Consider the following 23985-nt stretch of genomic DNA (forward strand, 5'->3'; position numbering starts at 1 on the left):
GGGTTCCGGCGACGGGCCCCGTCGGGGAACCCCCGGACATGCCCGTGCGGCCGGCGCCTTCGCGCCGGCCGCACGGCCGTTGCCAGCGGTGCTCAGTCACTCAGTTCGATCGGTGGATCAGCCGCTCAGATACCGCAGCTGGGGGCCGACCAGAAACGGCTGCTCATGCTGCCGAGGTGGGCGTGGTCGTTGTGACCGGGGTAACCCGGGCCCAGGATCTCGTTGAAGCCGTGATTCCGGGCCTGCGTGACGATCTGGCAGAAGGTCGGGGAGCCGACCAGGTCGATGCCACGGCCGTACAGGTGGTTGCTGTTGGCCGCGCCGCCCACCGCGCTGTTGCAGGAGTAGGACCGGAAACCACTGCTGGTGTTGAGCGGCCGGTCACCGAGCGCGTGCCGGAGGGCCTCCAGCTTCCACATCTGCTGCAGCGCGTTCGACCGCGCGGTGGCGGCGTTGACCGCACCGCCCGACCAGTCCGAGTTGCAGCGGTTCATCTCGGCGTAGGTGAAGTGGATCGGCGTGCAGTCGTTGTCCTGCAGATCGTAGATCTTGCCGACCGTCTGCGGGCCGGCGACGCCGTCCGCCGACAGGCCGTACGCCTGCTGGAACCGGGTGACGGCGGCGGCGGTCGCGGGACCGTACTGACCGTCGATGGCCAACACGGCGCCGTAGCCCGGGTATCCGGCGACCCGGATCTGCAGCTGTCGCACGTCCTCGCCGGAGCTGCCCTGGCTGAGCACGCGGTTCCAGGTGTAACAACCGTCCGCCTGCGCGGTTCCGGCGGTGGCTACCGTACCCACCACTGCCGCTGAGGCGACCATGACAATCGTGAGTAACACTCTGACGAGACGTCTCAACATGCTGACCTCCGAGGGGGGAGAGGAAGTTCGCAATGAGAGTGCCCGAGGTTGTCAACGCGCGTCAACCTTCTGCGGGGCACCAGTGGACCAGGCCACTGACGCCCCGCCGGAAGTGTCCCGGATCAGTCCGCGTTGGGAACCGTCTCGTAACGCGGCGTTCCCTCGTCCATCATCTTCAGCGCCCGCTTGCGCTCCCGCTTGGTGAGCCGATCCAGATACAGGCGGCCGTAGAGATGGTCCGTCTCATGCTGCAGGCACCGCGCGAAGTACCCCGTGCCGCGCACCACGATCGGCTTGCCCGCGCTGTCCTGACCACGCACGACGGCATAGTCGGGGCGCGGCAGCTCGGCGTGGGCGGTGGGCACCGAGAGGCAGCCCTCGTTGCTGTCGTCCAACACCCGGCGCTCCGCCGGTAGTTCGTCCAGCACCGGATTGCAGACCGTGCCGACATGCCGCACGCCGTCGTCGTCCTCGCAGTCGTATACGAAAACCTTGAGGTCGACGCCGATCTGGTTGGCCGCCAGGCCGACGCCCGACGCGGCCCGCTGGCTGGCGAACATGTCGTCGATCAGCGCGGCCAGCTTGTCGTCGAACTCCGTGACGTCCCGGCACTCCCGGTGCAGCATCGGATGCCCCACCACCGTGATGGGCCGGACCGTGCCGCGCTCCCGGTGCTCCTGCTCACGCTGCGCGGCGTCCTGCGTGTCGTCGATGAACTCGCCGCCGCGCTCATCGGTGTCTTGCTGCGCCATGGTCCGACGTTCGCCTTTCGGGTCATGCTCGCGGGACATGGCCCGCACTGCCGCTCCAAGCTTAAGGCGCGCCGCCGACTGGTCCCTCCCGTGGGCCACACCGGCCCGAGGCCCCGGCCGGGCTCAGCAGACCTCTTCCAGATCCCGCCACTCCCTGGCGTCCGGCCGGTCGGCGACCCAGCCGTCGAGCAGCCCCCGGACCAGGCCGCTTGGCGCGGCGATGCCGCACTCCCGCTCCGGCGACCAGAGCGCGCCGGCGCCGGTGTGCCCCAACGGCCCCGGCCGCCCCGGCACGCTGTGGTCATGGGGATCGTGCTGCGCCAGCCCGTCCCCCTCCTCGCTGGGCATCCGGCTCTCCGAACAGGAGCGACACAGCAGCCGCACCGAGGACGACCAGTCCTCCGCCGCGTAGCCGGCCTCGGCGGCGAGGCGTTCCAGGGCGTCCCTGTCCTCCTCCGTGGCGGCCTCGATCAGCACCACCCAGGTGGGGACGGCGGACGGCGCCCACAGCTCGATCTCGTCGAAGACCGGGAAGACGGCGGAGCCGCCGGCCACCGCCGTGGTCCGCTCGCCCCGGGGCGCCCCGTCGTGCAGCACCACCTCGCCCCAGCGGCGGCCCGAGGAGGGCAGCGGGATGTTGCGGACCTCGATCCTGGCCGGATCGAGCCGCCGGCCCCAGACCACCTCGGCCTCGCCCTCGGGCGAGAGCCGCACGGCGGCGCCGCCCAGCTCCATGCCCAGCGGCTCGTCCGCGACCGAGGGCGCGCCGGCCACCGGCAGCCCGTACGCCTGCCAGGCGCGGCGGGCCAGCGGCCAGTCCTGCAGGGCGGTCGCGGCGATGCCGACGTTCCACCAGTCCGGGGCGCCGGCGTCCTTCTCCAGCAGGGCCACCGCGCGCAGGCCCGCCGATCTGGCCTGCTCCCAGTCGTGGCGGAACTTGTGCAGCAGCGCCAGGTTGAACCAGGACTCGGAGAGCCATGGCTCCAGATCCGCGGCACGGGTGAGCAGCGCGTCCGCGTCCTCGTAGCGACCGTCGTCGATGAGGGTGAACGCCCGGTTGGTGGCCAGCCGCCAGTCCGTGGACGGGCGCTGCCGGACCCTGCCGAAGATCCTCACGGTGTCCTGCCTGATTCCCGCCTTGTAGCGTGCACTTCACAGTTCTCCTGTCCGTCCCGGACCGCATCCAACCATGGGGCGACAGGTGCCTGCTCACAGCATGGGTCAGTCCGCCGTCGCGCGCGAGACGGCGGAAGACCAGCGGGTGAAACCGGCGGACGAAACCGTTGGTACAGAAGGATCGGTACAGCTGGATCGGTACAGAAGGAGAGGGCGGAGCGGGCGGAAAAGGAGAACCGCCCGGCGCGCGACGGGGCGCTCCGGGCGGGAGGTGGCGAAGGGGGCGGTGGTTCAGCGGTCGGCCCGGGGGGCCTCCCGGGCCTCGGGCCCCGCCTCTGCGGCGGCACGGGCCTCGTCCCTGATGGTGTCGATCCGCTCCAGCACCTTGGCACGCAGGTCCGAGGGAACGTCGTCCTGGCCGCAGCAGCGCTTGACCAGCTTCTTGACCGCCTGCTCCAGACCGTACTTCTCCAGACACGGAGAGCACTCGTCGATGTGCTCCTGCATCTTGACGCTGTCCCCGTCGGGCATCTCGTGGTCGAGATACTCGTAGAGGTGGTCCAGGACCTCCGAGCAGTTCGGGGGATTGGCCTGGTCGCCGCTCATGATCCTGAACCCTCCTGCGCTCCGGCGGGTACGAGGCCGCGCTCCCGCGCGTAGTCCTCAAGCATGTCGCGCAGTTGACGCCGACCGCGGTGCAACCGGGACATCACCGTGCCGATGGGGGTACCCATGATGTCGGCGATCTCCTTGTAGGCAAAGCCCTCGACGTCCGCGAGGTAGACCGCTATCCGGAACTCCTCCGGGATCGCCTGGAGCGCCTGCTTCACGTCCGAGTCCGGCAGGTGGTCGAGCGCCTGGGACTCGGCGGACCGCAGACCCGTCGACATATGGGACTCGGCCCTGGCGAGCTGCCAGTCCTCGATGTCCTCGGCGGCACTACGCTGCGGCTCCCGCTGCTTCTTGCGGTAGGAGTTGATGAAGGTGTTGGTGAGGATGCGGTACATCCACGCCTTGAGGTTGGTGCCCCGGCGGAACTGGTGGAACGAGCCGTACGCCTTGGCGTATGTCTCCTGCACCAGATCCTCGGCGTCGGCCGGGTTGCGGGTCATCCGCAGGGCCGCGGAGTACATCTGGTCCAGGTAGCCGAGGGCGTCCCGCTCGAATCTGGCGTTGCGCTCGGCGTCGGTCTCCTCGTGCGCGTCATCGTCGGTCGCGGTGACGTGACCCACCTCCCTTCCGTACCTGCCGAGCCCCGGCATGGGCTCGCTCGATTCGGAGGATAGACGAACCCGACGATCCGCCGGTGCGGACAGGCCCTCGGCGGCCAACCGCAACGTCGCCCAGTCCACCTCGCTGGCCCTGGGGCCGGTCTGCTGGCTGGGGCGTGACGGGCAGGCGATGGAACCCATCTGGCGGTCTCCCTCTCTCGCTCCGCGAGTGTCGGGTCGGCGAAGGTGCGGTCGCCGGTTCACAACACCGCGCGCCGGACGGCTATTCCGCACCGTTCGCGGCGTGGTGCCGCGAATGGTGCCGGGCCCCGCGTTCGCGGCCTGCGTCGCGCCCCGGGCGACCCCGTCCGACCCCGGGAACGACACCCGGAACGACACCCGGGATGACACCGGGATGACAGGGAGATGTACGCCGGGACCGGCCCGCCCGGTAGGGGCCTCGCCGGCCGCCACGGGCGATCCGCGCCCACCCCCTAAACCCCGCGCGCGCCGGAGCGTCGGGGCCCCTACCCGGGACCGATCGCCGCGCCGGCCCACGCGGCCCCGGCGGCCGGGCGCGTGGCGTGCCGGCACGGGCGGGGAAGGGTGTTCCATGACGCCTGCTTTACACCCTCATTGCCTTGTTCATGACGTGGGGTTCGGGCAGCATTTTGCGTATTTTTTACCCTAAAACAAGGGATCTGCATTCTTGCCCCGCATGAGTCGACTTGCCCGAGCACAACCATGCGGACAGGTTTGTTCAACGCTGAATCGTCAACCCCTAATCATTGATCGCAGCCACGTCATGCGCGCCATACGCAGAGACGTCGTCCACCGTCCCGTTCGACGGCCGCAATATGCTCGAAAAGCGATCCGCACCCCCACCCCCTGTAAGCTGTCAACCGGTGAACAGCAGTCCCACGACTGCCCCGGTGTGCGGCTCTGCCACATCAGGGGTGTTCGCCGGACTTCTCAAGACCCTCGCTGAATCAGTCACACGCATCGCACGACATCGTCACAAAGAGCGCCCTTTGCTTCGCATTTCACGGGGCGGCTCGACGAAAGACCTGCCGTGCCAACCGAGCAGGGGTCCGACGGAGTTCGTCGACATCGCGGGGGCTCAAGGGCTACAGCGCGGAGGTGATCTCCATGAGACTCGGCCAAGCACGGGACGCCCTGAGCGCCCGGCGGACAAACGCGGTCGACTCGCCCCAACCGGCCCGTGACAGCGTGCGGCGCGGACAACCACGGTGGCCGGAGGGCACGCCGCGCACCGGCCGGGCGGCGCCCGAGACGCCCCGATCACCCCGCTCCGCCGACCGCGCCGCCGACCCCGGAACCAACGGGGTCGGTTTCTCAGTCCTCAGAGAGCACACGAGGCGGATTACCACCCTTTCCACCTCATTCACTACAACCGACCTTCGTCTGCACACGAGGCACAATTGACACCGGGTGACAACAGACCATTGTTACCCGCTGTTACTCGTCTCGCGCATTTCAGATGAGGCGCCTCGGGGCCAGTCCGGCTTATCCACATCCGTGTCCACAGGGCAGGTCGAGTCGGTAAACGAAGCCAGCAATCGACTCGACGTCGTCGCGTGCAAGGGGGAATAACGCGAGTGGTTCTGATGCAAAGGGAAGCGCAGCTGACGCAACTGCGTTCCATACTCGAAAACTGCACAGCACAACAGGGCGGCCGGGTGTGCCTTGTCACCGGGGCCGTCGGCAGCGGTAAGACCGCCCTGCTGGAGACGTTCAGCGACTATGCGACGCGCCGCTCCAGCACCGTGGTGAGCGCCGTCGGCTCACGGGCGGAACGGGACTTTCCGTTTGGTGTGATGGGCCAGCTGATCTCCGGCGCTGGTCTCGACTTCGAATCCGCGTGGCAGATCATCGACGTGATGCGGCGGGCCCAGGGGACCGACCCCGAGGGGCGCGGCGGGGCGAACGAGCACCCGCCGTCCCGGGACGCCGACCACGAGTTCACCTCGGCGGTCAACCGTTTCCTCTCCCCGCTGGAGGACGCCGCGCGGACCAGCCCGCTCGTGCTGACCGTCGACGATGTCCACCACGCGGACATCCCGTCCCTGAACTGCCTGCTCTACGTCATCCGCCGGCTGCGCCCCTACCGGATCATGGTGGTGCTCACCGAGTCGGAGACGCTCCGCTCGCGCTACCCCCTGTTCTGGGCCGAGTTGATGAGTCAGCCGCATCTGACCGGTCTTGCCCTGCCCGCGCTGGACGGCGCCGCCATCGCCCGGCTCGTCGGCCCCCGACCGCCGGCCGACATCTTCCGCAAGGTCTCCAAGGAGACGCTGGCCGCCACCGGCGGCAACCCCCTGCTGGTCCGCGGCCTCCTCGATGACGAACGGCTCTGGCGCCGGGACAGCTCCGACGCCGACCCGACCCCCGGCACCTTCGCCCAGGCCATCCTGCGCTCGTTCTACCGGCACGAGCCCGAGGTGCGCGCCACCGCGCAGGCGATGGCCGTGCTCGCCCGGCCCACCTCCCTGCAGATACTCGCCCGACTCCTCGACCACACGCCGGAGTTCACCGGCCAGGCCGTGCGGCTGCTGCACGCCTCCGGCCTCGCCGAGGCGGGCGGGCTGCGGCATCCGCACATCACCAGGACCGTCCTCACCGACCTGCCCGCCGACGAACGCCGCCGGCTGCACCGCCGGGCGGCCGAGATCCTGCACGAGCACGGCACCGAGCCGGGGATCGTGGCCGAGCATCTGGTCAGCTCGGACTGGGCGGAGCCCTCCTGGGCCGGGCAGGTGCTCCGCGAGGCCGCCGACCAGGCGATGGCCCGGGGCCGCCCGGACATCACCGGCGCCTGCCTCCGGCTGATCCCGTGCGACGCCGGCACCGCCCGCTGGTCCGAGGAGAACGCGCTGCTGCTGCACTCCCGCTGGCAGATCAACCCGCTCTCCATCACCACCCAGCTCAACCAACTGGAGGAGACCGCGTGTTCGGGCGGGGAGCTGGGCCCGGCCGCGCTGTCCGCCGTGCCGTTCCTGGTGTGGCGCGGACCGGTCGACTCCGCCCTTGAGATCGTGGCCCGGCTCGGCACCCAGGGCGGGCACACCCCGGAGACCAAGGAGCGTCTTGAGGCCGCCCGGCTGCTGATCTCGCTCTCCCGACCCGACTTCCTGCCCGAGGCGCGGTCCAGGGAGCGGCTGGCCGCGCACACCGACCCGGAGTCCGGCACCTCCTCCGGCGGCCAGCAGCTGGAGGCCCTGACCCTGCTCGCCGACGTGCTGTCCCAGCACCGCGCCCCGGCCGAGGTGGTCGCGTGCGCCGGGCGGTTGATGCAACGCCATCTCGCGGAGGAGGGCCCGACCGAACCCCTGGAGCCGACGCTGCTGGCGTCCCTGTACGCGGGCCGGCCCGATCTGGTGATCCGCTGGACGCGGGCGCTGCTCGAACGTGCCTCGGCGCAGCACTCCCCCACTTGGAAGGCCAAGCTGCGCACCCTGCGCGCCTCGGCCGCGCTCCGGCTCGGCCAGTTGCAGGAGGCGGAGGAGCAGGGCCGGCTGGCCCTGGCCGAGCTGACCCCGCAGGCCGCCTGGGGCGTCAACGCGGTCGGCCCGCTGGCCACCCTGGTCTCGCTGGCGACGGAGGCCAGGCGGATGGACGAGGCGAGCCACTGGCTGGCCAGGCCGGTCCCCACCGAGGCGTTCCAGACCACGGCCGGGCTGCACTACCTCGCCGCCCGGGCGCGCTACCGGCTGGCCGCGGGGCGCCGGCACGCGGCGGCCAACGACCTGCGCCAGTGCGGCGAGACCATGCGCAGATGGCAGATGGACACCACGACGCTCGTCCCCTGGCGGCTGGAACTCGCCCGGGTGCAGATCGCCCTCGACGACCGGGCGGAGGCCGCCCGGCTGCTCACCGCCCAGCTCGCCAGGGAGACCGGGCTTGACGACCGCACCCGGGGGGCGGCCATGCGGCTGCTGGCCACCCTGGAGCCGGCGACCAGCGCCCGCTCGCTGCTTTCGGCGGCGGTGGAGATCCTGGAGTCCTGCGGGGACCAGGTCGAGTTGGCCCGCGCACTGGCCAACACGGCCCAGATCAAGCGTGGTTCGGGCGATGCCAAGGCCGCCCACCAGCTGTTCCAACGCGCCCACCAGGTGGCCAAGAACGCCGGCGCCTCCGTGCTCGCCCAGAGCATGCTGGCCGCCGTCGGCACCGTGCCGGCCCGACTGCCGTCGGCCAGGCCCCGGCGGACCGAGCACCGCCTCAGCCAGGCGGAACGCCGGGTGGCGACCCTCGCGGCGCAGGGCCACACCAACCGGCAGATCTCCAGCAAGCTCTTCATCACGGTCAGCACCGTCGAGCAGCATCTGACCCGGATCTACCGCAAGCTGCAGGTCAAACACCGCAGCGACCTGGCCAACCGGCTGACCACGGCCGGCGCCGGCGTGCCCCAACTCGACGCCTGACCCCGGCCGGCACCGCGCCCGCCGCCACGGACACGACCTATCCCGGGTCGGGTTCCTCCCTGGCGGCGCGTCTGCGGGCCCGGTAGGCCGCGGCCTTGACGCGGTTGCCACAGGCGTCCATGCCGCACCAGGTGCGGCGTCCGCCGCGGGAGCGGTCGAGATAGACACGGGTGCAGTCCGCGCGTCCGCACTCCTTGAGGCAGGCCAGGCGGTCGGCGAGCAGGGTGATCCCCTGGCGCGCCAGCTGGGCCAGCACGGCATCGGCACCACCCGAGAGACGCAGGCCGGCGTCGCTCAGCTCGACCCCGAGCGCGGGGCCGGCCGCCGCGCCGTTGACGACGGCCAGTCCGGCCGGCGTGAAACGGTCGCCCCGCAGACGTTCGAGCGTCAGCCGGTAGATCGCCTCGCGGAGTCGCAGCGCGGCGGCGAAGCTCGCGGCGTCGACCGCCACCTCGTCGGGAAGCCCGTCACAGGCGCGGATCCAGCGTTCGAGATCCTCGGGGGCGGCCAGCAGATCGACGGCCGCGCCGCGACGGGACTCGACGGTGGCGACCAGATCCAGCGCCGGGTCGCCGCTCACAAAGGCGAATTCCACGTCACCACCTTGACAGGTGATCCGCCGCGGAACAAGACTCACCCCCAGCTTCATCACCTGCTGAACAGGTGACGCCCCCCGAGGAGGAGAGAGCCGATGCCGGAGGCTTCCGATATCGAGGTGGTCGTCCTCGATGTCCTGGGCACGATGGTCGACGAACCGGGCGGACTGCGGGCGGCCGTCCGCGAGGCGGTGCCCGGCACCGACGACGCCACCGTGGACCGGCTGCTCACCGCCTGGCGGGAGCAGGTCCGGCACGAGCAGCGGCGCGTCGGGAGGGGGGATCGCGATTACGCGGACTCCGCGACCATCGACCGCGCGGCGGCCCTGCGGGTGGCCCGACTGGCCGGGCTCACCAGCCCGTCGGCCATCGAGCGGCTGGCCACCGCGAGCGAACGGCTCAGCCCCTGGGACGATTCCGCCTCCGGTCTCGCGCGCCTGGCGGAGCGGTTTCCCGTGCTGGGGCTCACCCACGCCAGCCGCGCGACGCTGCTGCGCCTCAACGCCTACGCCGGGCTGCGCTGGCACCAGGCCCTCTCCGCCGAGGACGCCCGGGCCTACAAACCGGCCCCCGAGGTCTACCGACTCGCGATCGACGCGGCGGGATGTCCACCGGAACGGATCCTGATGGTCGCCGCCCACGCCTGGGACCTGCGCGGGGCCCAGGCGATGGGCCTGCGGACCGCCTATGTCCACCGACCGGGCGGGGACCCTCCCGGCGGTTCCGACGCCTTCGACCGGACATCGAACAGCCTGACCGAACTGGCCACCACACTGACCGCCGGCGCGTGACGACGGACCGTCGTCCCGTGCTGTGCGAAACGCTGGAGGCCGTGACGAGAATCGAACTCGTGTAACTCGCTTTGCAGGCGAGTCCCTGAACCACTCGGGCACACGGCCGGTGTGTGCTTACGCTGTTGAGCGTGCCCCGGTCGGGGAGGGTGGTCAAGGGTGGGGGTCGGGATGCCATGGGATTGGCATCCGGGGTCATACGCCGTTCACAAATGCCGCGGGGGCGGGCGCGAGTTGGATGGGGACGCGGTGGCCGGTGCGTTGGGCCTCGACGCCGGCGGCGCAGATCGCGGCGACCGCGTAGCCGTCCCAGCTGCTGGCGCCCGTCGTCTCACCCCGGCGGGTGGCGGCCACCCAGGCGCGGACCTCGCGGTCGTAGGCGTCGGCGAACCTGACGAGGTAGTCCTGGGTTATCTCGCCGCCCCAGCGGCCCGCCGTGCTGGTGGTCAGGCCCTGGGGCTCGCCGATGCGGGCGGTGCCCCGTTCGCAGACGGCCTCCGTCGCCACCTGGTAGCCGAAGCCGCCGTTGGCCAGGATCTCCACGTCGACGACCACCCCGCCGTCGGTTTCGAGGATCACCAGCTGTGGGTCGGGGATCCCCGTCCGGCCCGGGAGTTGGGCGGTCGGCCGGAAGACCTGGACCGCGGTGATCTCCTGGCCGAGCAGCCAGCGCGCGGCGTCGACCTCGTGCGCCACCGAATCGGTGATCAGCATCGCCTCGGTGAAGTACGGGTGCACCGAGACATTGCGGTGCCGGCAGTGCAGCAGCCGGGGAGCGCCGAGTTCGCCGGCGGCCAACAGGGCCTTGAGCCGCTGGTGTTCGGCGTCGAAGCGACGCATGAAGCCGACCGAGATCCTGCGGTGGCCGAGGCCGACCTCGGCCTCCACCACCCGCAGCGCCGCCTCCGCGTCGGGGACCATGGGCTTCTCGCAGAGCACCGGCAGATCCCGTTCCAGCGCGGCCAGCAGCGCCGCCTCGTGCGCCGGTCCCGGGGACGCGATCAACACCGCGTCCACGCCCGGGGCTTCGAGGGCGGCGACGGGGTCGGTGAAGGTGGCGCAGCCGTCGATCCCGGCGGCCAGGGACTTGGCCCTGGCCTCGTCCGGATCGGCGACGGCCGCCACCCGGGCGCCGCCGATCACCGTGTCCAGACGACGGATATGGTCGGCGCCCATCTTCCCCGCGCCGAGCACGGCGACGCCGAGCGGGACGGACGACGACCCGTGCGGCGGCACGGGGAACGGCTCGGCGGGCGGTGTGGGCGGCGGCATATGGGCTCTCCCTGGCGCTTTCTCGATGGCCCGAAGGACCGCTCCAGCCTGCACCAGGGCCCGTTCGGGCCCGGGCCCGGGGTCCACACCCCGGGCGAGGGGCGACGGTTCAGCCGTCGGCGCGGCAGGGCCGGGGCGGCCGGTCGGCCCGTTCCCGTCCGGCCGACGCGGCGCTGAGCAGCTGGGCGAGGCCGGCGACCAGCAACGAGACCACCGTGCCGATCAGCAGCCCGCTCCAGACACCGTCAAAGGCGGCGCCGCCCCAGTAGCCCAGGGCCACGCTGTAGGAGGCCCAGACGGTTTCGGCGATGCCGGCGCCCAGCAGGAACCGTCGGAGGGGGAAGCCGACCAGGGCGGCGGTGAGGCCGCCGACCAGCCGGCCGCTGGGCAGAAAGCGCATCCCGACCACGAAGGGCACCCCGTGCCGGTTCATCCGCGCGGCCATCCAGTCCAACGCGCCCCGGCGGCGGCGGTTGGCGCGCAACCAGCGGTGGGCGCGGGGCCCGGCGAGCCGCCCCAGACCGTAGACGGCGGCGTCGCCGGCGAGCGCGCTGCCGCCGACCACCCCGAGCACCAGCCAGAGGTTGAGCTCTCCCGCCTGCGCGAGCATCCCGGCGGAGGCGATCAGCGCGGCGTTGGGCACCAGGGGCGGGGCGGTGCTGAGGGCCAGCAGAACGTAGATCCAGAGCCCGCAGTCCATGCCCCACCCGTCTCCGATCCACGTCGTGGCCGGCCTCCGGGAGGTCAACCTGTCAAATAAACCTGACACGTTGAAAGGGCGAAGCAAAGGGCGCCCGGCGGATCTTGGGGACGGTGCCGGGTGCGCCCTTAGGGGAGCACCGGGGCGACCCCGACCGCCCGGCATACCCTCTGGGGGTATAGAGTCGGACCAAGGGGACACCACCGCACACCGAGGAGCGCGTCATGAGCAGCACCACCTACCGGGTCTCCGGGATGAGCTGCGGCCACTGCGAGGGCGCGGTCAGCGCCGAGTTGCAGGCCCTGCCCGGCGTCACCGAGGTCTCGGCCACGGCCACCACCGGGCTGGTCACGGTGACCTCGGAGGCCGCGTTGGACGACGAGGCGGTGCGGGCGGCCGTCGACGAGGCGGGCTACGAACTGGTCGGCCGGGCCTGATCCACGGCGGCCCGGGCGAACCGGCGAAAAGGCGGCGGCCCCGGAAGTCTCCGGGGCCGCAGAGAACGCGGTAACCGCAGCAGCAGCCGCAGCAACAAACGCAACAAACATGGAAACGCCCCGCCGGCGGGTCCCCCCACAGGGCCCGGCGCGGGGCGTTTCCTGCCGTCCGCTCAGAGCGTCCCCCCACGGGACCCCGGCCGGACGACCGTTGGCGTGAATCCAGCCGAATCCGCGCCAACTCTGACCGGTTAGACCCACAGCTCCATCAAAGGTTGCACACCTTATGGTGTGACCTGCGTCACACTGCTCTAGCGCTGTTCGAGCGACCGGTAGTCGCGCTCCACCACGCCGGTGTAGATCTGCCGGGGGCGGCCGATCCTGGTGCTCGGGTCGGTGATCATCTCGTGCCACTGGGCGATCCAGCCGGGCAGCCGGCCCAGCGCGAACAGCACGGTGAACATGCTGGTGGGGAAGCCCATGGCCCGGTAGATCAGCCCGGTGTAGAAGTCCACGTTCGGGTAGAGGTTCCGGGAGACGAAGTAGTCGTCGCTGAGCGCCCGCTCCTCCAGGCGGAGGGCGATGTCCAGCAGCTCGTCGGACTTGCCGAGCGCCGAGAGCACATCGTGGGCGGCGGCCTTGATGATCTTCGCGCGCGGGTCGAAGCTCTTGTAGACCCGGTGCCCGAAGCCCATCAGGCGGACACCCTGCTCCTTGTTCTTCACCTTGCGGATGAACGCGTCGACGTCCCCGCCCTGGGCCTGGATGCTCTCCAGCATGTCCAGCACCGCCGCGTTGGCGCCGCCGTGCAGGGGGCCCCAGAGCGCGTTGATGCCGGCCGAGATGGAGACGAACAGGTTGGCCTGGGAGGAGCCGACCATCCGCACCGTGGAGGCCGAACAGTTCTGCTCGTGGTCCGCGTGCAGGATCAGCAGCTTGTCCAGCGCGTTGACCACGACCGGGTCGAGCGCGTACTCCTCGGCCGGGACCGAGAAGGTCATCCGCAGGAAGTTCTCCACATAGCCCAGGTCGTTGCGCGGGTAGACCACCGGATGGCCGGACGCCTTCTTGAAGGCGTAGGCGGCGATGGTGGGCAGCTTCGCCAGCAGCCGGATGGTGGAGATATGGCGCTGCTTCTCGTCGAACGGGTTGTGGCTGTCCTGGTAGAACGTGGACAGCGCGCTGACCACCGAGGAGAGCATCGCCATCGGGTGCGCGTCCCGGGGGAAGCCGTCGTAGAAGCGTTTGACGTCCTCGTGCAGCAGCGTGTGCTGGGTGATCTCGTCCCGGAAGCCGGCGAGCTGGTCCACGGTGGGAAGCTCGCCGTTGATCAGGAGGTAGGCGGTCTCGATGAACGACCCGTGCTCGGCGAGCTGTTCGATCGGATAGCCGCGGTAGCGCAGAATGCCGCGCTCGCCGTCCAGATAGGTGATCGAGGATTCACAGGCCGCCGTGTTGCCGAAACCGGAGTCCAGGGTCACCAGACCGGTCTGCGCACGCAGCTTGCCGATGTCGAAGCCGCGGTCGCCCACGGCGCTCTCCACCAACGGGTAGCTGTACTCCCCGTCGCCGTAGCGCACTACTACTGCACTGTCTGCATTGTCGCCGTAGCGGTTTTCGCTCACGTCATCCCTCACCGACGTAGTGCCTCTTCTTCGAGGTGCCCTGACTCTCTCCTACTGTCCCCCATCTGGCGCCAAGATGTGCACTCGGGGTCGGCCAATAGGCCAGTTTCTGGCACGGCGTGCCGCACCAAGTAGGACCTTAGGGATGTACCACCCCGGTGAGCCGCGCGTCCAGCGCCGTGCACCGACGGCCGGCGGACACGCTGCGCACCGCCTGGGCCAGCGCGCGCCGGGAACCGACGAGCACGACCAACCGCTTGGCCCGCGTCACCGCCGTGTACAGCAGGTTGCGCTGCAACATCATCCAGGCGCTGGTGGTGACCGGAATGACCACACAGGGATACTCGCTGCCCTGGGAGCGGTGGATCGTCACCGCGTAGGCGTGGGCCAGCTCGTCCAGCTCGGCGAAGTCGTAGCCGACCTCCTCGTCCTCGTCGGTGAGGACGGTGAGCCGCTGCTCGTCCGGATCGAGGCCTGTGACCACGCCGACCGTGCCGTTGAAGACGCCGTTCGCCCCCTTCTCGTAGTTGTTTCTGATCTGGGTGACCTTGTCGCCGACCCGGAACACCCGGCCGCCGAAGCGTTTCTCGGGGAGCCCGGGACGCGGCGGGGTGATCGACTCCTGGAGCAGACCGTTGAGCGCGCCGGCGCCGGCCGGGCCCCGGTGCATCGGCGTCAACACCTGCACATCGCGCCGGGGATCGAGGCCGAACTTCGCCGGCACCCGGCGGGCCGCCACATCGACCGCGAGCCGGCCGGCCTGCTCGGTGTCCTCCTCGACAAAGAGGAAGAAGTCCGTCAGCCCCGAAGTGACCGGCGGCAGGCCCTCGTTGATCCGATGCGCGTTGGTGACCACGCCCGACTCCTGGGCCTGCCGGAAGATCCGCGTCAACCGCACCGCCGGCACCGGGCTGCCGGGCGCCAGCAGATCGCGCAGCACCTCGCCGGCGCCGACCGAGGGCAGCTGGTCGACATCGCCGACCAACAGCAGATGCGCCCCCGGGGCGACGGCCTTCACCAGCTTGTTGGCCAGCAGCAGATCGAGCATCGACGCCTCGTCCACCACCACCAGATCGGCGTCCAGCGGGCGGTCCCGGTCGAAGGCGGCGTCCCCGCCGGGGCGCAGCTCCAGCAGCCGGTGGACCGTGGACGCCTCGGCGCCGGTCAGCTCGGCGAGCCGCTTTGCCGCCCGGCCGGTCGGCGCGGCGAGCAGCACCTTGGCGCCCTTGGCCCTGGCCAGCTCCACCACCGAGCGCACCGTGAACGACTTGCCGCAGCCGGGGCCGCCGGTGAGCACCGCGACCCGCTCGGTCAGCGCCAGCCGCACCGCCTGCTCCTGCTCCTCGGCCAACTCGGCGCCCGTCCGGCCGGCGAGCCAGCCCAGCGCCTTCTCCCAGTCGACGCCCTGGAAGGCGGGCAGCCGGTCCTCGCCGGCGGCCAGCAGCCGCCGCAGCTGCCCGGCCAGCGACAACTCGGCGCGGTGGAACGGCAGCAGATAGACCGCCGTCACCCTGGCGTCCGTGCCCGGCTCACCCTGCGGATCGGGCACCGGCTCCCGCACCACGCCCTCGGGATCCTCGGCCAACTCGCCCAGGCAGTCGATCACCAGGCCCGTGTCCACCTGCAGCAGCTTGACCGCGTCGGCGATCAGCCGCTCCTCCGGGAGATAGCAGTGCCCCTGGTCGGTGGCCTGCGAAAGGGCGTACCGCAGGCCCGCCTTGACCCGCTCCGGGCTGTCCTCGGGGATGCCGACCGCGCGGGCGATGCGGTCGGCCGTCAGAAAGCCGATGCCCCAGACATCCGTGGCGAGGCGATATGGCTGGTTTTTCACCACCGAGATGGAAGCGTCGCCGTACTTCTTGTAGATGCGGACGGCGATCGAGGTGGAGACCTCGACGCTCTGCAGGAAGACCATCACCTCCTTGATGGCCTTCTGCTCCTCCCACGCCTCGGCGATCAGCGCGGTGCGCTTGGGACCGAGCCCGGGAACGGCGATCAGCGCCTTGGGATCGGCCTCGATCACCTCCAGCGTCTCCGTGCCGAAGTGGTCGACGATCCGCTCGGCCGTCCTGGGGCCGATGCCCTTGATCAGCCCCGAGCCCAGATAGCGTCTGATGCCCTGGACCGTCGCCGGCAGCACCGTCGTGTAGTTGTCCACATGGAACTGGCGACCGTACTGCGCATGCGAGCCCCAACGCCCCGTCATCCGCAGCGACTCGCCGACCTGGGCCCCCAACAGCGCGCCGACGACCGTCAACAGCTCGCCGCCGCCCCGCCCCGTGTCGACCCGCGCGACCGTGTAGCCGTTCTCCTCGTTGGCGTAGGTGATGCGCTCCAGCACACCTTCCAGCACCGCACCTTGCGACATGCCCCGACGTTAACGCCTGCCACCGACAGTCGGCCCGGCGGGCCGAAGGGCCCGACGCGCCGGCCGGGCCCTTCGGCTCCCCTCCTGTCCCCACGCCCTGCCGGGCGCCCCGGGTCACCTCGGACTGAGACTCGTCCGGGCGGCGAACGGTTGCGCCACCCCCGGGCGCGCGACGAGGCACGCGCGCCGGAGCGCACGCCCCACGACCCGCGCGCCGGAGCGTGAACGCCTCGCGCAGGGTAAAGATCGCGTCACGATGGGACGGCTGTCAGGTGTCCGCACCCGGTACGCGTCCTTACCCGAGGGATCGGCCGTGCAGTTCTCGAGGAGGCGGACGATGAAAGGTAAGGATCTCGCGACGGGCGAACACATATCCCGTCCCCAACCGACAGGTGTCGCCGTCGAGTTGACCGATCCGCGCGCCGCGCGCGCGGAGCTCGCCGGCGGCAAGGCGGCCGCCCTGGCCCGGGCGTCGGCCGCCGGGCTGCCCGTGCTGCCCGGCTTTGTGGTGCTGCCGGCGGGCGCCGACCAGCCGGGCGCCGATCCCGAGCGGCTGTGGCGCCGGCTGAGCGACGGGGGCCGCCGCCCGCTGGCGGTGCGTTCCTCCTCGTCCGCCGAGGACACCGCCGACTACGCGATGGCCGGCCGCTTTGTCTCCGTTCTCAATGTGCGCGGCCTCGACGCCTTCCGCGCCGCGCTGCGCGCCGTCCTGGAGTCGGCCTCGGCCGTCGAGGGGCCGCCGGCCCCGATGGCGGTGCTGGTCCAACCGATGCTCGAATGTCGCGTCGGCGGCGTGCTGTTCGGCGCCGACCCGGTCGCCGGACGCACCGACCGGCTGCTGCTCAGCGCGCTGCCCGGCGGCCCCGACCGCCTGGTGAGCGGCGCCGCGCAGGGCGAGAGCGCCCGTCTCACCCCGCGCGGCCGCCCGCTGGACGGCACGGCGACGGACCTCCTCGACCGCGCCGAACTGCGCCGGCTCGCCTCGGTGGCCCGCCGGACGCGGCGGATCTTCGGCGCCCCCCAGGACATCGAGTTCGGCTTCGCCGCCGACACCGGCCGGCTCCATCTCTTCCAGTCCCGCCCGATCACCGCCATGGGCCCACGCCCCCCGCGCGGCGCCCGGCTGCTCGGCCCCGGCCCGGTCGCCGAGACACTGCCCGAGCCGCTGCTGCCGCTGGAGGAGGATCTCTGGGTCACCCCGCTCTCCCACGGCCTGGCCACCGCGCTCGACCTCGGCGGCGCCGCCGCCCGCCACCGGCTGCGGGCGCTGCCCGTGGTGCGCACCGTGCGGGGGCGCGCGGTGGCCGATCTCGCGCTGCTCGGCCTCGTCCCGCCGCGCAGCCGGGTGCTCGCGCTGCTCAACCCGCTGCCGCCGGCCCGCCGGCTGGCGGCGGCCTGGCGGATGGGGCGGCTGCGGGGCGCGCTCCCCGGGCTCGCCCTCGCCCTCCAGGCCGATGTGGACCGGGAGTTGGCCACCGCCCCGCCGCTGGTCGAGCTGACCCCGGCCGATCTGGTGGCCGCGCTGCGCTGGTCGCGCGGCGTCCTGCTGGCGCTGCACGCCCAGGAGGCGCTGGCCGGAGCGCTGCTCGCGGACAGCGAGGAGGCCGGCGGCGGCGCGGCGGCGGCGCTGGCCGCGCTGCGCCACGGGCGGGCCGAGGGCCTGCCCGACGCCGCGCTGGCCGCCGCCCGCCCCGAGGTGCTGGCGCTCGTCCCGCCCAGCCTGACCCGCCCGCTGCGACTGCCGGCGCTTGCCCCGACGGACGGCGGCCCGGCCCCCGGCGCGCTCACCCCGCGCGAGGGCCTGCGGCTACGGGTGCGCTGGGTGCAGGAGTTCCAGACCCGGCTGGTGCGCGAGATCGCGAAACGCAGCGTGGCGATCGACCGGATCGCGCTGCTGCGCTGGCCCGAACTGCTCGATGTGGCGCGCGGCCAGCCACTCCCCGCCGATCTGGCCTGGCGTCGTCCGCGCCCGCCGGGGGCGCCGCTGCCGGACGCGTTCCGGCTGGCCGACGACGAGGCGGTGGTGGCCAGCGAGCCGCGCGGCGCCGGCGGCGAGGGCGCGGTGGGCGTCTCGGCCGGCCGCGTCTCGGGCGTGGCCTGGGACGGCGGGGGCGAACCGCCCGCCGACGCGGTGCTGGTGGTCCGCCATCTCGACCCCGCGCTGGCCCCGACGCTGCCCTCGGTGGTCGGCCTGATCGCGCAGACCGGCAGCCCGCTCTCCCATCTCGCCGTCCTGGCCCGCGAGTTGCGGCTGCCCATGGTGACCGGAGCGGCGGCCGCCGTGGACCGCTTCCCGCCCGGCACCCGGCTGCTCATGGACGGCGGCAGCGGGGAGATCGCGGTACGCCGACTGACGTCCGAGGTGTGCGGTTGAGGGCGACGGCGAGAAGCCCCAGGAAGACCAGGAGATCAGAGGTGCGGGCATGAGATCGGTGCGGATCGCCGTCTATCTGTTCGGCGGTGTCGCCGCGTTCGGCGCGGCGGTCTATCTGGTGATCTACCTCTACCGCTGGCAGTGGCAACGCACCCTGCTCTGCGGGGTGTTGCTGCTGGTCATCGAGGTGCTGCTGCTGGGCTTCGCGATGCTGGACCGGCTGGGCCGGCTGGAGCGCGGGGTCCGCGAGAACGACCGCAGACACGAGGAGATCCTCGCCCTGCTGCGCGCCGGCGAACGCCAGGCCGCCGCGCGCGGCGAGTCGGCGGGGAAGGACGCGCGGGCCCGGTTCTCCTGGCTGGAGGAGGGCGGCCGGACGTATGTGTTCGTGCCCGTGCTGATGGCGACGGGGGCCGCGCTGTCCGGACTGGCCTGGGTGGTGGAACGCCTGGCCAGGGCCACCACGGCAGGCCCCGTCGGGCGCCGCCGGCTGGCCGGCCGGCTGGTCCCCCTGACGGCGCCGACGGGCGGGCCGCACGACTCGTTGACGACCGACCTGCCCAAGGAGCCCCCGCTCGGCCCGCCCCGCTGGCGCACCCCGGCGGCGGTGGCGGCCGCGCTGCTGCTCTGCGCCGGCCTGGTCGCGGTGCTCTCCGAACTGACCGAGACCAAACCGCCCGAACGCGGCCCGACCACCGCGACCTCGGTGCTGTTCACCGTGACCACCAGAAACGTGCCGGACGCCCGCGCCGACCTGGCCGCGCACCAACTCTGGGAACGCTGCCGGGACGCCACCGCGATCCCGCTCGACCAGGCCAGCATGGCCACCCTCGACCACCAGCTCTACGCGGCGACCATCCACCCCTCGCTCAGCGACCACGACCGACACCGCCTCGTCGGCTGCCTCCAGGACACCGGCGTCGACCGCGTCCAACTCACCGTCCTGGGCACCGGCGGCATCTCCCCCGCCGACGACTGAACGGAGCCGGCTCAGCCGGCCGGCGCGCCCGGCGCCTTCGGCGTCGGGCCACCGAAGGCCAGATACAGGACCCGGTGCGCCAGCAGCCACCGCCCGGACCCGGGGCAGCGGGCGAACGTGTCCTCGTAGTGCCCCACCTGCACGGGCGGCCCGGCCGGCAGCAGCTCACCCCGGTGCTCGTCGATCCGGAAGGTGGTCAAATAACTGGTGGCGCGGGCCGATTCGGCGGAGTGCACGGTGACCCGCACATTGCTGGAGACGCGACGGGAGAGCCGCGACGGGGAACGACCACCGAAGTAACGGCGCAACGCCGCCCGCCCCTCGATGCGACGCTCCCCCGCCGGCCACTCCCACACCCCGTCCTCGGTGAACAACTCGGCGGCGGCACCGGGCTCCCCCAGGTCCAGGCAGTGGACCAGGTCGAGGATCACCCGCTCGCACTCCCGCTCGACGAGCAGCCGCCGTAACGATTCCACCTCGTCGGCGCGTGCCGACACGCTTTCGCCCATCCCCCGGGTCTACCGACCGACTCACCACCCCCTCAACCGGTTTCCCCCGGGCGCGAGCCGGGTCAGAGGGCGGGCGGGGTGATCGTAAAGCGGGCGTTGACCCGGGCGTTGACGGTCTGGCGGCGGGGTTCCAGATCCAGCGCCGGCGGCGGGCCCGCCATGGACCCGGAGGGCGGGGCACCGTACGCCGCGCCATAGCCGGCGGAGGCCATCTCCAACTGGGGCTCGGCCCCCGGATCGGCCAGATCGATCAGGCCGACCAACTCGGAGCCCAGCGCCTCGGCGTACTCCCGGGCCCGTTCGACGGCCTGCCGCACGGCCTGCTGCCTGGTCTCCCGATACACCGGCGAATCCGGCCGCAGCCCCCACCAGGGGCCCGACACACTCGTCAACTCCAGATCGGCGAGCCGGGTGGTGAGTTCGCCCAGGGCCGTGAAGTCCACGATCACGGCCTGGAGATGGACCTTCCCGTGATAGGCGCGCACCCGCTCGTTACGGCCCGGCCTCAGCTCGGGGCTGATCGCGAACGCCCCGGTCTCGATCTTCTCCACCGCCTCGCCATACGACCGCAGCAGCTCAAGGGCGGCGTTGTTCCGACGAGTCAGATCGCGCAACGCGGCCCGCCGGTCGCCACCCCGCGCCCCCACCGTGATCCCGATCCGCGCCGTCTCGGGATCGACCTCAAGCCGCGCCTCCCCCCGCACCGCGACCTGCGGCGCCCCGGACCGACGCGACACCTCCGCCGACAAGCTGGACTCCGTCACACACTCCTCCTCCAGCGGCACCACCGCGCACTCCTCCGGAGGAGACGCAGAGAGGGCGCTCATGCTACAAGCGCCGCCCAACCGCCGACCCGGCAACGGCCCAAGACCGCCGAACGCAGCCCCCATCGCCGCACCCCGCACCGGCCCGGCCGCCGTCCGTCAACGCCCAACGTCGCAGCCCAGCCCATGCCCGCCAGGCGCCAACCCCCGCCCGGCCGATGCCCGTCAACCATCACCAACCGCCACCCAGACGACGGCGCAAGCCCACCGACCGCAACCCCCCATCGGCTCAACCCACACCGGTCAGGCACCACCCATGTGGCGCCAACACCACGCCCCGGCCCTCGCCAGCCAGGCGGCAGCCCTCGCCCGGCCGATGCCCATGAGACACCAACACCGCAGCCCAACCCACGCCGGCCGGCCAACAACTCCGCCCCAACCACCGCCCGTCAGCCGCCCGCGCCAACCCCGCACCCGTCAGCCACCAACACCACCCCAACCACCGCCCGTCAGCCGCCCACACCACCGCCCAACCCACGCCGGCCAGGCGCCGGCGCCCGCGCCAACCGCCGCCCCAACAGCCACTCAAGCCCACCGACGGCAACCGCCTACCGCCCCAACGCAAACCAAGCATCCGCGCCGGCGCCAGGCGCCAACACCACCCCGGCCACCGCCCGTCAGACGCCAACGCCGCGGCCCAGCCCTCGCCGGCCAGGCACCCGCGCCAACACCACGCCCCGCCCCACACCCGTCAGCGGCCAACAACCGCCGCCCCGACAACCGTTCAAAAAACCCGACCGCAACCGGCCGTCGGCTCAGCCCGTGCCGGTCAGGCACGCGGTCGAGCCGCGCAGCATCAGTTCGCCGGGGCAGGTGATCGGGCCTTCGGGGGGTGCCTCCTCGCGGCCGAGCGCCAGGCGACCCGCGCGCGCTCCGGCCTCGTGCAGCGGGAGCCGGACGGTGGTCAGCCCCGGCGTTGCGTCGACCGCGAAGGGGAGATCGTCGAAGCCGGCCACCGAGATCTCGTCCGGGATCCGTATCCCCCGCTCCCGCAGCGCCGCGCAGGCGCCCAGCGCGACCGTGTCGTTGGCGGCCACGATGGCGGTCAACTTCGGCTCTCTGCGGAGCAGTTCGAGCGCGCCCTCATAGCCGGCCGCCCGGTCGTAGCTGCCCCGGACGGTGAGCCGTTCGGCGTCCTGGTCGAGCCCGGCGGCGGCGAGCGCCGCGCGGTGGCCCTCAAGGCGGTGTCGGGTGGTGGTGCGGGCGGTCGGCCCCGCGAGGTAGCCGAGCCGCCGGTGGCCCAACGTCAGCAGATGTTCCGTCAACAGTCTGGCGCCGGTGCGGTTGTCGAAGGTGATGGCCGGGAAGTCCGTGCCTTCCAGCGGGGGGCGCCCGCAGAGCACCACCCGCGCGCCGGCCGCCTCCAGCCGCCCCAGCCGGGTGACCAGCGCGGCGCGGTGGGCGGCGTCCTCCAGCGCGCCGCCGGTGAGCACGACGGCGGCGGCGCGCTGTCGTTGCAGCAGGGTGAGGAAGTGCAGTTCGCGCTCGGGCGATCCGCCGGTGTTGCAGACCACCGCGAGCTTGGGGCCGCCCCGGTCCGCCGCGGGTTGGCCGATCTCGGACTGGACCGCGCCGGCCATGATCCCGAAGAAGGGGTCGGCGATGTCGTTGACCAGGACGCCCACCAGATCGGAGGTGGCGGCGGCGAGCGAGCTGGCCGGCCCGTTGACCACGTACTCCAGCTCCTCGACGGCCTGGAGCACACGATTTCTGGTGGCACCTGCCACCGGGTAGTTTCCGTTCAGCACCCGCGAGACGGTCGCCGCGGACACCCCCGCGCGGACCGCAACGTCCGCCAGCGTTACTGCCATCCTCTGCTCCCACTTGCCTAGCCCGCTGCGAAGAGGTTAGCTTCTCCCCAGATAGAAAGCGCTTACCGTCCTGGGAGGGCAAGGGGTATGACGACGCAGTCGGTCGCCGAACGCAGAACGGTCAAGATCGCCATGAACGGCGTGACGGGCCGCATGGGGTACCGCCAGCACCTGGTGCGATCGATCCTCGCCATCCGGGAACAGGGCGGGGTGCCGCTGGGCGACGGCACGGTGATCTGGCCCGAGCCGCTGCTGGTGGGCCGCCGGGAGGGCGCGCTGCGCGAGCTGGCCGCCCGCCACGGCCTGGACCAGGGCGCGGTCAGCACCGATCTGGACGCGGTGCTCTCCGACCCCGACGTGGACGTCTACTTCGACTCCCAGGTGACGCTGGCCCGCGAGGAGGCCATCGGCAAGGCGATCGCGGCCGGCAAGCACATCTACACCGAGAAGCCGACCGCCACCGGGCTCGACGGGGCGCTCGCCCTGGCCCGGCAGGCGCGGGACGCCGGCGTCAAGCACGGCGTGGTGCAGGACAAGCTGTTCCTGCCGGGGCTGCTCAAGCTCAAGCGGCTGATCGACGGCGGCTTCTTCGGCGAGATCCTGTCGGTGCGCGGCGAGTTCGGCTACTGGGTCTTCGAGGGCGACTGGCAGGAGGCGCAGCGCCCCTCGTGGAACTACCGCGCCCAGGACGGCGGCGGCATCGTGGTGGACATGTTCCCGCACTGGGAGTACGTGCTGCACGAGCTGTTCGGCCGGGTGGAGAGCGTGCAGGCGCTGGCCACCACCCATATCCCGCGCCGCTGGGACGAGGCGGGCGCGGCCTACGAGGCCACCGCCGACGACTCGGCCTACGGCGTCTTCCAGCTGGCCGGCGGGATCGTGGCGCAGATCAACTCCTCCTGGGCGGTGCGGGTCAACCGCGACGAGCTGGTCGAGTTCCAGGTGGACGGCACGGAGGGCTCGGCCGTGGCCGGGCTGCGCGGCTGCCGGGCGCAGCACCGGTCGGCGACGCCCAAGCCGGTGTGGAACCCGGACCTGCCCGCCACCGAGCGGTTCCGCGAGCAGTGGCAGGAGGTGCCGGACAACGGCGAGTTCGACAACGGGTTCAAGGCCCAGTGGGAGCTGTTCCTCCGCCATGTGGTGGCGGACGAGCCGTACGGCTGGGACCTGTTGGCGGGCGCCCGCGGGGTGCAGCTGGCCGAGCTGGGGCTGCGGTCGTCGGCCGAGGGCCGTCGGCTGCCGGTGCCGGAACTGTCGCTGTGACGACGGGGACGAGACACGCCGTGCCACCCGAGACCGACCAAGGAGACCGCCC

At 72.1% G+C, this 23985-nt stretch carries 19 protein-coding genes and 1 tRNA gene; 6 read left to right on the forward strand and 14 right to left on the reverse strand.

The genetic code is table 11. The features are described from left to right. Window positions 1-125: 125 nt before the first annotated feature. From AOM46_RS05950 to AOM46_RS05970, 5 genes are all read right to left on the reverse strand, one after another. Window positions 126-860 (reverse strand): D-Ala-D-Ala carboxypeptidase family metallohydrolase, encoded by a 735-nt coding sequence (locus tag AOM46_RS05950; RefSeq protein ID WP_078856524.1) that lies wholly within the window; start codon window positions 858-860, stop codon window positions 126-128. A gap of 122 nt (window positions 861-982) precedes the next feature. After that, window positions 983-1612 carry a peptide deformylase gene (gene def / locus AOM46_RS05955; protein WP_062206748.1) on the reverse strand — a complete coding sequence of 210 codons (630 nt, stop codon included), beginning with the start codon at window positions 1610-1612 and terminating at the stop codon, window positions 983-985. A gap of 123 nt (window positions 1613-1735) precedes the next feature. Then, window positions 1736-2728 (reverse strand): tetratricopeptide repeat protein, encoded by a 993-nt coding sequence (locus tag AOM46_RS05960; protein WP_062206749.1) that lies wholly within the window; start codon window positions 2726-2728, stop codon window positions 1736-1738. A gap of 291 nt (window positions 2729-3019) precedes the next feature. Continuing rightward, window positions 3020-3334 carry a mycothiol system anti-sigma-R factor gene (gene rsrA, locus AOM46_RS05965; protein ID WP_062206750.1) on the reverse strand — a complete coding sequence of 105 codons (315 nt, stop codon included), beginning with the start codon at window positions 3332-3334 and terminating at the stop codon, window positions 3020-3022. Beyond that, window positions 3331-4140 (reverse strand): sigma-70 family RNA polymerase sigma factor, encoded by an 810-nt coding sequence (locus AOM46_RS05970; RefSeq protein WP_078856525.1) that lies wholly within the window; start codon window positions 4138-4140, stop codon window positions 3331-3333. The genes rsrA and AOM46_RS05970 overlap by 4 nt, the downstream gene beginning before the upstream one ends. Before the next feature lie 1427 nt (window positions 4141-5567). Here AOM46_RS05970 and AOM46_RS05975 point away from each other — a divergent pair. Next, a complete protein-coding gene (locus AOM46_RS05975; protein ID WP_067226050.1) occupies window positions 5568-8384 on the forward strand; it encodes a LuxR family transcriptional regulator in 2817 nt (938 codons plus the stop codon). Window positions 8385-8421: 37 nt separating this feature from the next. On the opposite strand, the gene AOM46_RS05980 is transcribed toward AOM46_RS05975, so the two are convergent. Next, window positions 8422-8979 (reverse strand): ABATE domain-containing protein, encoded by a 558-nt coding sequence (locus AOM46_RS05980; RefSeq protein WP_062206752.1) that lies wholly within the window; start codon window positions 8977-8979, stop codon window positions 8422-8424. Between the two features lie 96 nt (window positions 8980-9075). Here AOM46_RS05980 and AOM46_RS05985 point away from each other — a divergent pair, with 96 nt between their 5' ends. Further along, window positions 9076-9771, forward strand: coding sequence for a haloacid dehalogenase type II (locus tag AOM46_RS05985; RefSeq protein WP_062206753.1), 696 nt, complete (start codon window positions 9076-9078; stop codon window positions 9769-9771). Window positions 9772-9804: 33 nt separating this feature from the next. On the opposite strand, the gene AOM46_RS05990 is transcribed toward AOM46_RS05985, so the two are convergent. The 3 genes from AOM46_RS05990 to AOM46_RS06000 all read right to left on the reverse strand — a co-directional run bounded on the left by AOM46_RS05990 (window position 9805) and on the right by AOM46_RS06000 (window position 11743). After that, window positions 9805-9879 (reverse strand) — tRNA-Cys (locus AOM46_RS05990). An 87-nt stretch (window positions 9880-9966) separates the two neighbouring features. Next, window positions 9967-11043, reverse strand: coding sequence for a Gfo/Idh/MocA family protein (locus tag AOM46_RS05995; protein ID WP_078856527.1), 1077 nt, complete (start codon window positions 11041-11043; stop codon window positions 9967-9969). A 109-nt stretch (window positions 11044-11152) separates the two neighbouring features. After that, window positions 11153-11743: a DedA family protein gene (locus AOM46_RS06000; protein ID WP_062206754.1), complete on the reverse strand. Its 591-nt coding sequence runs from the start codon at window positions 11741-11743 to the stop codon at window positions 11153-11155. A gap of 224 nt (window positions 11744-11967) precedes the next feature. Between AOM46_RS06000 and AOM46_RS06005 the strand changes: the two genes are divergently transcribed. Next, window positions 11968-12180: a heavy-metal-associated domain-containing protein gene (locus AOM46_RS06005; RefSeq protein ID WP_062206755.1), complete on the forward strand. Its 213-nt coding sequence runs from the start codon at window positions 11968-11970 to the stop codon at window positions 12178-12180. Between the two features lie 311 nt (window positions 12181-12491). Here AOM46_RS06005 and AOM46_RS06010 read toward each other — a convergent pair whose 3' ends face one another. Then, window positions 12492-13817 carry a citrate synthase gene (locus AOM46_RS06010; RefSeq protein WP_370592649.1) on the reverse strand — a complete coding sequence of 442 codons (1326 nt, stop codon included), beginning with the start codon at window positions 13815-13817 and terminating at the stop codon, window positions 12492-12494. Window positions 13818-13944: 127 nt separating this feature from the next. Next, window positions 13945-16173 carry an ATP-dependent RecD-like DNA helicase gene (locus tag AOM46_RS06015; protein WP_062206760.1) on the reverse strand — a complete coding sequence of 743 codons (2229 nt, stop codon included), beginning with the start codon at window positions 16171-16173 and terminating at the stop codon, window positions 13945-13947. Between the two features lie 337 nt (window positions 16174-16510). Between AOM46_RS06015 and AOM46_RS06020 the strand changes: the two genes are divergently transcribed. Together AOM46_RS06020 and AOM46_RS06025 are read left to right on the forward strand one after the other, a co-directional pair. Further along, a complete protein-coding gene (locus AOM46_RS06020; RefSeq protein ID WP_078856529.1) occupies window positions 16511-18547 on the forward strand; it encodes a PEP/pyruvate-binding domain-containing protein in 2037 nt (678 codons plus the stop codon). Between the two features lie 49 nt (window positions 18548-18596). Next, window positions 18597-19526, forward strand: a complete 930-nt coding sequence (locus tag AOM46_RS06025) for a hypothetical protein (protein ID WP_234313653.1) — start codon at window positions 18597-18599, stop codon at window positions 19524-19526. An 11-nt stretch (window positions 19527-19537) separates the two neighbouring features. On the opposite strand, the gene AOM46_RS06030 is transcribed toward AOM46_RS06025, so the two are convergent. The 3 genes from AOM46_RS06030 to AOM46_RS06040 form a co-directional block, all read right to left on the reverse strand. Beyond that, complete coding sequence (locus AOM46_RS06030; protein WP_062206763.1) at window positions 19538-20035, reverse strand: nuclear transport factor 2 family protein; 498 nt, start codon at window positions 20033-20035, stop codon at window positions 19538-19540. A gap of 62 nt (window positions 20036-20097) precedes the next feature. Next, the gene (locus AOM46_RS06035) at window positions 20098-20862 is read right to left on the reverse strand and encodes an SIMPL domain-containing protein (RefSeq protein ID WP_078856530.1); all 765 of its coding nucleotides are present in this window, start codon (window positions 20860-20862) and stop codon (window positions 20098-20100) included. A 752-nt stretch (window positions 20863-21614) separates the two neighbouring features. Beyond that, window positions 21615-22670, reverse strand: a complete 1056-nt coding sequence (locus AOM46_RS06040) for a LacI family DNA-binding transcriptional regulator (protein ID WP_062206766.1) — start codon at window positions 22668-22670, stop codon at window positions 21615-21617. An 87-nt stretch (window positions 22671-22757) separates the two neighbouring features. On the opposite strand from AOM46_RS06040, the gene AOM46_RS06045 reads away from it, so the two are divergent. Further along, window positions 22758-23933: a Gfo/Idh/MocA family protein gene (locus AOM46_RS06045; RefSeq protein ID WP_062206768.1), complete on the forward strand. Its 1176-nt coding sequence runs from the start codon at window positions 22758-22760 to the stop codon at window positions 23931-23933. The last annotated feature ends 52 nt before the right edge of the window (window positions 23934-23985 follow it).

The sequence above is a fragment of the Streptomyces sp. NBRC 109706 genome (assembly GCF_000974485.1).
Lineage (GTDB): Bacteria > Actinomycetota > Actinomycetes > Streptomycetales > Streptomycetaceae > Streptomyces.